The sequence below is a fragment of the Aestuariivirga sp. genome (assembly GCF_020252405.1).
Taxonomy (GTDB): domain Bacteria; phylum Pseudomonadota; class Alphaproteobacteria; order Rhizobiales; family Aestuariivirgaceae; genus Aestuariivirga.
On sequence record NZ_JADCDA010000104.1, the window covers coordinates 1 to 7,410 of the forward strand.

The following is a 7,410-nucleotide window of genomic DNA, read 5'->3' on the forward strand; positions in this document are numbered from 1 at the left end:
GGGATTAAGGGTGGGGGTCCCCGGGCTCAGGTCTTGGAGAATTGGACTCGTGGGCCCCCCACCCCTACCCCTCCCCACAAGGGGGAGGGAAATCCTAATGGAGTCAATTGACCGCCCGCCGCTTTAAACAAACACGTCAACCTTCCGGAACGCCGTCACGTCGATCAGCCCCTCGTCCGAAATGCGCAGCTCCGGGATGACGGCGAGCGCCAGCAGCGAGTGCTGCATGTTGGCGTTGTTGAGGTTGCAGCCGCAGGCCTTCATGGCGGCGACGAGCTTTCCGGCCTTCTCCGCCACGATTTCGGCGCGTTCGTCGGACATCAGGCCGGCGATCGGCATTTCGACGCGGGCCAGCTCCTTGCCCTCCGAGACCAGCACCAGGCCGCCGCCGGTGTCCCTGAGAATATTCGCCGCCTGCGCCATGTCCTGCTTGTTGGTTCCCACCACGATCATATGGTGGCTGTCATGCGCCACGGTGGAGGCGAGCGCGCAATCCCTGTTATAGCCAAAGCCCGAGACGAAGGCGTTCACCACCTTGCCGGTCGCCCTGTGGCGTTCGACCAGCGCGATCTGCGCCACGTCATTGGCGCGGTCCATTTCGACAAGGCCGGACTGGACCTTCAGCGTCTTCCGCAGCGCCCTGGTGGGCGCCTGGTTCTCGATCACGCCGATCACCCGCACATCCACCTGGTTGCGGCCCGCCGGGGCGGTGACGTCGAAATCCTCCGCCGTGAGGCAACGCTTCATGTTCATGGTGCGGCGCGCCGCCTCCGGATAGACATAGGCTGGAATATCGGCCGTGAGCCTGCCGTTCTCCGCCAGCACCCGGCCGCGCGCGATGACCAGCCCGATGGGCAGCGCCACGATGTCGGAGGTGAGGATCAGGTCCGCCCGGCGGCCGGGCGTGATCGAGCCCAGCTCGCGCTCGAGGCCGAAATGCTGCGCGGTGTTGAGCGTGGCCATCTGGATGGCGGTGATGGGCCTCACCCCCTGGGCAATGGCGTGGCGCACCACGCGGTTCATGTGGCCGTCATTGACCAGCGTGCCCGAGTGGCTGTCATCCGTGCACAGAAGAAAATTGCGCGGGTCGAGCCCCTGCTCGGTGACGGCCCTGATCTGGGCGGCGACGTCGAACCACGCGGAGCCCAGCCGCAGCATGGCGCGCATGCCCTGGCGCACCCGGGCAACCGCATCCTCGGCGCGCGTGCCCTCATGGTCGTCCGAAGGCCCCCCCGCCGCATAGGCATGGAACGGGAGCCCAAGGTCGGGCGAGGCATAATGCCCGCCCACGGTTTTGCCGGCGCGCTGCGTGGCGGCGATTTCCGCCAGCATCTTGCCGTCGCCCGCGGTCACGCCTGGGAAATTCATCATCTCGCCCAGCCCGATGATGTTGGGCCAGCCCATCGCCTCGCGCACCTCGTCAGGCCCCAGCGTGGCGCCGGGGTTCTCGAGGCCGGGCGCGCTCGGCACGCAGGAGGGCATCTGCACGAACACGTTGACGGGCATGGCCATCGCCTCGTCATGCATCAGCCGCACCCCGGCAAGCCCCAGAACATTGGCGATCTCGTGCGGGTCGATGAACATGGAGGTGGTGCCGTGCGCGATGACGGCGCGGCAGAATTCGGTCACCGTCACCATGCCGCTTTCCACATGCATGTGCGCATCGCACAGGCCGGGCACAAGGTAGCGGCCCTCGGCCTCGATCACCTGCGTGTCCGCGCCGGTGCAGTGGCTGGCATCGGGCCCCACATAGGCGAAACGGCCCGCCGCAATGGCGATGTCGGTGGCGGCGATGATCTCGCCCGAATGCACGTTCACCCAGCGCCCGCCGCGGATGACCATATCGGCCTTCTCCCGCCCCATGGCGACGGCGATGAGACGGTGGGCAGTGTCCGGCCAGGATTTCATGATCACGCTTTCCTCTCCGCGCCGTGTCCCGATATCCGGATATCCGGCGCCGCGGGCGGCGGCGCGGCGCCGGCCCGCTCCGGGGGAGGACTTTACCGGAAATCCGCCATGCGCCAAGCCCGCGGCCGGTGCGGCCGGCGGCGCCTGGTAACCTAAAGCCAAAACCCGCGGTTGACATCTGGCGCGGGCGCCAACAGCATTGGGCAGATCAACAAAGACGAGGCGCCATGAAGACGATTTTCACTGCGGCATTGCTGGCGGTCACCGCGCTGGCGCCGCTCAAGGCCGCGGCCGAAACGCTCGACATCGCGACGCTCAAGTGCAGCGACGTCGCCACCATGAAGCCGGAGGAAGTGGCCTTGGTGCTTGCCTGGATCGACGGCTATCTGGGCGGCCAGGCGGATGACACGCGGCTGGATCTTGATCGCTTCAACGCCAATGCCGACGCCGCCGCCGAAGCCTGCGCCGCCGAACCGGCGACCGGCCTCCTCACCGTGCTGAAGCAGGCCGAGAGCGGAAACTGAGGCGCGCCTCGGCGCAAACCGGCGCCAGTTCAAAAGCTTGAGCATGATCTTGTCGCAAAAGCGGGTTCCACTTTTGCGGATCATGCTCCTAGCCCTTGCCGCCGGACAGCATGACGATGAACCAGCGCATGGCCGGGATCTGCCTGCACACCGTCATCGCGGCCACCAGCACCGGAACGCCGATGAAGGCGCCCGTCAGGCCCCACAGCATGCTCCACAGGAAGACCACGAACATCACCGCGAAGGGCGAGATCGACAGGGTGGAGCCGGTGAACACCGGTTCGAGGTAGCTGCCGATCACGAACTGCACCGCGGTCAGCGACACCAGCACGAGCGCCGCCACCTGCAGCGATTCGAACTGCAAAAGCGCGAAGACGGTGGGCAGGATCGTGGCCACCAGCGGCCCGAGGAAGGGAATGTAGTTGAGCGTGAAGGCGATGGCCGCCCAGGCCGCGGGGTGCTCCAGCCCCACGCCCCAGGCCACCAGCCACACGGCGGCCCCCGTGGTCACGCTGGCGATGCTGCGCACCAGCATGTATTTGCCGAAATGCCCCGCCGTCTCGCGCCCCGCCGCCACCATGTCCACCCCGCCGAAGCGGCCGCCCGCCCTGGTGAGGCGGCTGGCGAGGTCCTCGGCCTCGAGAAGCCCCAGCACCGCGAAGGCGAAGACCAGCGTGGCGAAGCCCGCAAGCCCGTTGAGCCGCGCCGCGAGCGACTGCACGAAGCGCACCACCCAGCCCATGTTGAAGGTGTCCGACAGGGCCCCCGCCAGCAATACGCCATGGCCTTCGAGCCAGACGGCGGCGGCCTGGTAGATCGCCTGGAAGCGCGCCGCATTGCCCACCAGCCACTGCCCGATCACGCCGATGCCCCAGGCGAAGAGCAAGAGCAGGAAGGCGATGCACACCAGCGTCGCCACGGTGGTGATCAGCATGGCCAGCATGCGCGGCATGCGCCGCTGCAGCCAGGCCTGCACCGGCCACACCACCATCACGATGAACACCGCGAAGGCGGCCGGCGCAAACACCATCTCGCCCCAGGACAGCGCGGCCAGCACGATGATGACGGTGCACACGAAAAGCATGCCGCCGATGGCGGAACGCCCCGCCGTCCCGCTGCCGCCCGCCTCCATGCCGCTGCTCCCGCGATTGTGCCGAAGGCCGCATGAGAGAACACATTCCCCGTTTTGGCAAGGCCGGGCGGGGAGGGTTCTTCAGCGGATCGCGGGGAACGCCAGTTCCGGCCGGTAGCGCGTGAAGCTTTCGAGCCTCTGCGCGTTGCATTCCGTCTGCCAGCGGCTGCCCTGCACGACGCCGGACACGCAGCGGTACCTCGCGCGATAGACATCGGTCGCGGCATTCTCCTCGATGGCCACCGCCGCGAGGCCCACCACCGCGCCGCCCTGCCGCTCGACCAGACGGATGGCGCCATCCATGGTGCCGCCCGTCTCGACCCACTGGTCGGCGAGCAGCACCTTGGTGCCCGGCCCGAAGGCCGGAAGCCGCATCTCCATGTCCTGGGTGCGGCCGGAATAGTTGGAAAAGCTCACCTTGTCAGTGTCGACGCACAGCTTGCCCGCCTTGCGGATCGGCAGGAAGCCGACGCCGAGCCTCGTCGCCAGAGCCGAACCCAGCACGAAGCCCATGGCGTCGAGTCCGCCGACGACATCGACGGTCAGCCCGTGCAGGTCCGCCACCAGATCGTCAAGCAGGTCATGGAAGGCAGCGCCATTGATGTAGATGGAGGTCGGGTCCAGCCAGGCGAATTTCGGCCCCTTGGTGTTGGGCGCCATGAGGCTGAGATACCAGCGGTCGTCGCGCGGGCCCTTGTTGCGGCTCATGACATTGCTCCCTGTCTTGCACCATGTTCGCGTGTGAGTTTGAGAAGCCGGGCAAGCTTCGCGGGCTCGATATTATAGAAATCGCCGTCGCGGTTGATGCCGGTCGCCACCATGAAGCCGTCGGCGGCGTCCATGTAGAGATGCGCGTTTTCCGGCGTGATGCCGGACGCGAGCGTCAGCGCATGATCGCCGATGGCGGCGCGGAAGGCGCGGATCTTGTCCAGGTCCGCCGCCTTGCCGGTGGCCGCGCCAGAGGTGCACACCGCATCCATGAAGCCCGTGGCGAGCGCCGCGGAACAGCCGTAATGCTCGGGCGCCACCTCGCGCTGCTTCTTGAAGCAGGCGCCGCCGGTGTAGAGCCCGCTCCAGCCTGAAGCCTTCAGCGCCGCCGCGATCTCCTTGGCCTCCACCTGGTCGTCGGCCGCGCGGCGCTCGTCGATCCGCGCGTCATCCGCCCAGTAGCCGTCCACCGCCACGCCCTCGCGCTTCAGCTTGCCCAGAACGGGGAAGGCGTCCTTGCCCGTCACGGCGAGAAAGTTGACCCCCATCCACAGCGCGGGGAATCTGGCCCTCACATGCGCGATGACCGGCAGGAAGGGCCCGACGCCGAAATCATGGTTGATCAGGAAGCAGCCGGGCGCCCCCTCGCCCACGAGGACGCGCACATTGCGCTCCGCCTGTTCATTGTCTGTCACATGGATCACCGGCAGCACCGCGGGGCCCACGCTTTTGAACAGCTTCCGGAATTCATGCCGTGTCATGTCCGCCAGAATTACGGCCTTGCGCGGATTACGGAAATTTATAATGATGATGGAAGCATAAGGAGGGGCTATGCGGGCCATAAACCTGCCCACCGACCTGCTCAGGGCCTTCGTCAGCGTCATCGACCTGGGCGGCTATACCCGCGCGGCGGACGCGCTGGGCCGCACCCAGCCCGCGGTGTCGCTGCAGATGAAGCGGCTGGAGGAGCTGCTCGACGCCAGGCTCCTGTCGCATGAAGGCCGCGAGTTGAAGCTCACCGAGGAGGGCGAGGCGCTGGCCGTTCATGCCCGCCAGCTGCTCCGGCTCAATGACGAGGCGGTGGCCCAGCTCAAGGGCCGCTCCGCCAAGGGCCAGCTGCGCGTCGGCCTGCCCACCGATTTCTCGGTGGCCTTCCTGCAGGATTCGATCGTCGATTTCGCCGGCGAACAGGCCAGGGTGACATTGTCGATCACCTGCGACCTCTCCCGCAAGCTCCTCGACCTGCTGCATGCCGACGGGCTCGACATTGTCATTGCGCTGCTTGCCCGCGACAGGAACCCCTATCTGGTGCGCAGCTGGGAGGAGCGGCCGATCTGGGCCGTGGCGAAGGATTTTCCCCTGAATAAGCCGGGCGTCGTGCCGCTCGTCACCCACCCGGAGGGCTGCGAATACCGCCGCCGCATGACGGCGGCGCTCCGCGCCGAAGGTCGCGGCTGGCGCATTGCCTATACGACGCCCGACATCGGCGGGCTGCAGCGCGCCGTCAGCGCCGGCATGGGCGTCACCGCGCTCACCCGCAAGACGCTGCTGCCGGACATGCGGATTCTGGCCCCGCGCGAGGGTTTTCCGGCCATGGAGCCCATTCACATCGGGCTCTTTTACAAGCACCAGCGCCTCTCGGGCGCGGGCCTCATGCTGGTCGATTCGCTCATCGCCCGCATGGACGAGGCGGCCGAGCCTGCCCCGTCCAGGGCGGCCGCTGCCCGATAAGCGGGCCTCATGCATACATTAGCAGCATAAATTTCCCGAATGCCCGGTTGAGGGCTAGCCTGCCGCATGACGCGCTGGACCTCGGCAGCAAGACATGATGGCATGCGCGGTCAGGAGTGGGAACCAAACCGCCGGCCATCCTCCGGCTCCTAGGGAGAAAAGACGCATGCCCAAAATTCTCAAGCCCAATGTTTTGAAGCCAACGCGCCGCGACGTGCTGAAATATGGCGCGGCCGCCACCACGGCCCTGTGCACGCCCTTCGTCAGCCGTGCCTGGGCCGACACCGTCGAGATCAACATGCTCGCCTGGTACGGCCATGGCGAGCCGGACGTGGTGGGCGAGTTCGAAGCCGCCAACAATGTGAAGTTCAAGCCCAAATACTACGCGGGCGGCGACAACATGATGGCGCTCATCGCCCAGTCGCCGCCCGGCACCTATGACGTCATCCTGGCGGACGCCGAATTCGTGCAGCAGCTCAACGCGGCCGGCTACATCGAGGAACTGAACCCGGCGGACTATCCCTTCGACGACATGCTCTATGCCGACTTCAAGCAGTTCCCCGGCCACTGGAAGGACGGCAAGCTCTATTCCATGATGGTGCGCTTCGGCCACCTCGGCGTCAGCTACAACACCACGGCGATCTCGGAGGAGGAGGCGCGGAGCTACAAGGTGTTCTGGAAGCCGGAGATCAAGGGCAAGCTCGGCCACTTCGACTGGCACCTGCCCAACCTCGGCGAGATGAGCCTCGCCAACGGCAACGGGCCCAGGCTGTGGGACCAGGACGAGGCCGGCTGGAAGAAGATTCAGGAAACCACCATGTCGCTCAGGCCGCAGGTCGGCGGCTTCTTCGACTACGGCGGCACTTTCAACGGCCTCAAGAACAACGAGATGATGGCCATGGCCGGCATCGGCGACTGGATCACCGGTGTGCTGGAGCGCGATGGCGCTCCGGTGAAGTCGGTGGTGCCGAAGGAAGGCGGCATCCAGTTCACCGAGTCATGGTCGATCGGCAAGGGCACGCAGAAGGCCGCCATGGCGAAGAAGTTCATCCAATACATGCTCTCGCCCGATGGCCAGGCGCATTCGGCCCGCATGCTCGCCTATCCCGCCTTCTGCGTCACCAAAGGCGGCCGCGCCAGGCTGAACGAGGTGGACCCCAAGGAAGCCCAGCGCACCGGCCAGGTTGACGGCATGCCGAACGACCCGATCACGCTCATCAAGGACGGCCGCGTGCACTACCGCAACGTGCCCCAGCAGCAGAGCCTCGAGGACTGGAACGAGTTCTGGCAGGAATACAAAAACGCATCGTAGCTTTGAAAGCCGTCATCCCGGCGAAAGCCGGGACCCCGCTTTCTCTCCACGCATGCTGAAACGTATAATCTCTCTCCACCGTCACCCCGGCGAAA

Annotated in this window: 7 protein-coding genes; 3 read left to right on the top strand and 4 right to left on the bottom strand. The window is 66.4% G+C overall.

Features of this window, described 5'->3' with window-relative positions:
• Positions 1–123: 123 nt before the first annotated feature.
• Positions 124–1,908, bottom strand: coding sequence for an adenine deaminase (gene ade, locus IOC69_RS13410; protein WP_290544063.1), 1,785 nt, complete (start codon positions 1,906–1,908; stop codon positions 124–126).
• A gap of 227 nt (positions 1,909–2,135) precedes the next feature.
• On the opposite strand from ade, the gene IOC69_RS13415 reads away from it, so the two are divergent.
• Positions 2,136–2,432: an HdeA/HdeB family chaperone gene (locus tag IOC69_RS13415; protein ID WP_290544064.1), complete on the top strand. Its 297-nt coding sequence runs from the start codon at positions 2,136–2,138 to the stop codon at positions 2,430–2,432.
• Between the two features lie 88 nt (positions 2,433–2,520).
• Here IOC69_RS13415 and IOC69_RS13420 read toward each other — a convergent pair whose 3' ends face one another.
• From IOC69_RS13420 to IOC69_RS13430, 3 genes are all read right to left on the bottom strand, one after another.
• Complete coding sequence (locus IOC69_RS13420) at positions 2,521–3,564, bottom strand: AI-2E family transporter (protein WP_290544065.1); 1,044 nt, start codon at positions 3,562–3,564, stop codon at positions 2,521–2,523.
• An 81-nt stretch (positions 3,565–3,645) separates the two neighbouring features.
• Positions 3,646–4,272 carry a phosphoribosyltransferase family protein gene (locus IOC69_RS13425; protein WP_290544066.1) on the bottom strand — a complete coding sequence of 209 codons (627 nt, stop codon included), beginning with the start codon at positions 4,270–4,272 and terminating at the stop codon, positions 3,646–3,648.
• A complete protein-coding gene (locus tag IOC69_RS13430) occupies positions 4,269–5,033 on the bottom strand; it encodes a BtpA/SgcQ family protein (protein WP_290544067.1) in 765 nt (254 codons plus the stop codon). Before IOC69_RS13430 ends, IOC69_RS13425 begins: the two co-directional genes overlap by 4 nt.
• Positions 5,034–5,103: 70 nt before the next feature.
• Between IOC69_RS13430 and IOC69_RS13435 the strand changes: the two genes are divergently transcribed.
• Positions 5,104–6,003: a LysR substrate-binding domain-containing protein gene (locus IOC69_RS13435; RefSeq protein WP_290544068.1), complete on the top strand. Its 900-nt coding sequence runs from the start codon at positions 5,104–5,106 to the stop codon at positions 6,001–6,003.
• A gap of 166 nt (positions 6,004–6,169) precedes the next feature.
• The gene (locus tag IOC69_RS13440; protein WP_290544069.1) at positions 6,170–7,315 is read left to right on the top strand and encodes a spermidine/putrescine ABC transporter substrate-binding protein; all 1,146 of its coding nucleotides are present in this window, start codon (positions 6,170–6,172) and stop codon (positions 7,313–7,315) included.
• Positions 7,316–7,410: the final 95 nt, after the last annotated feature.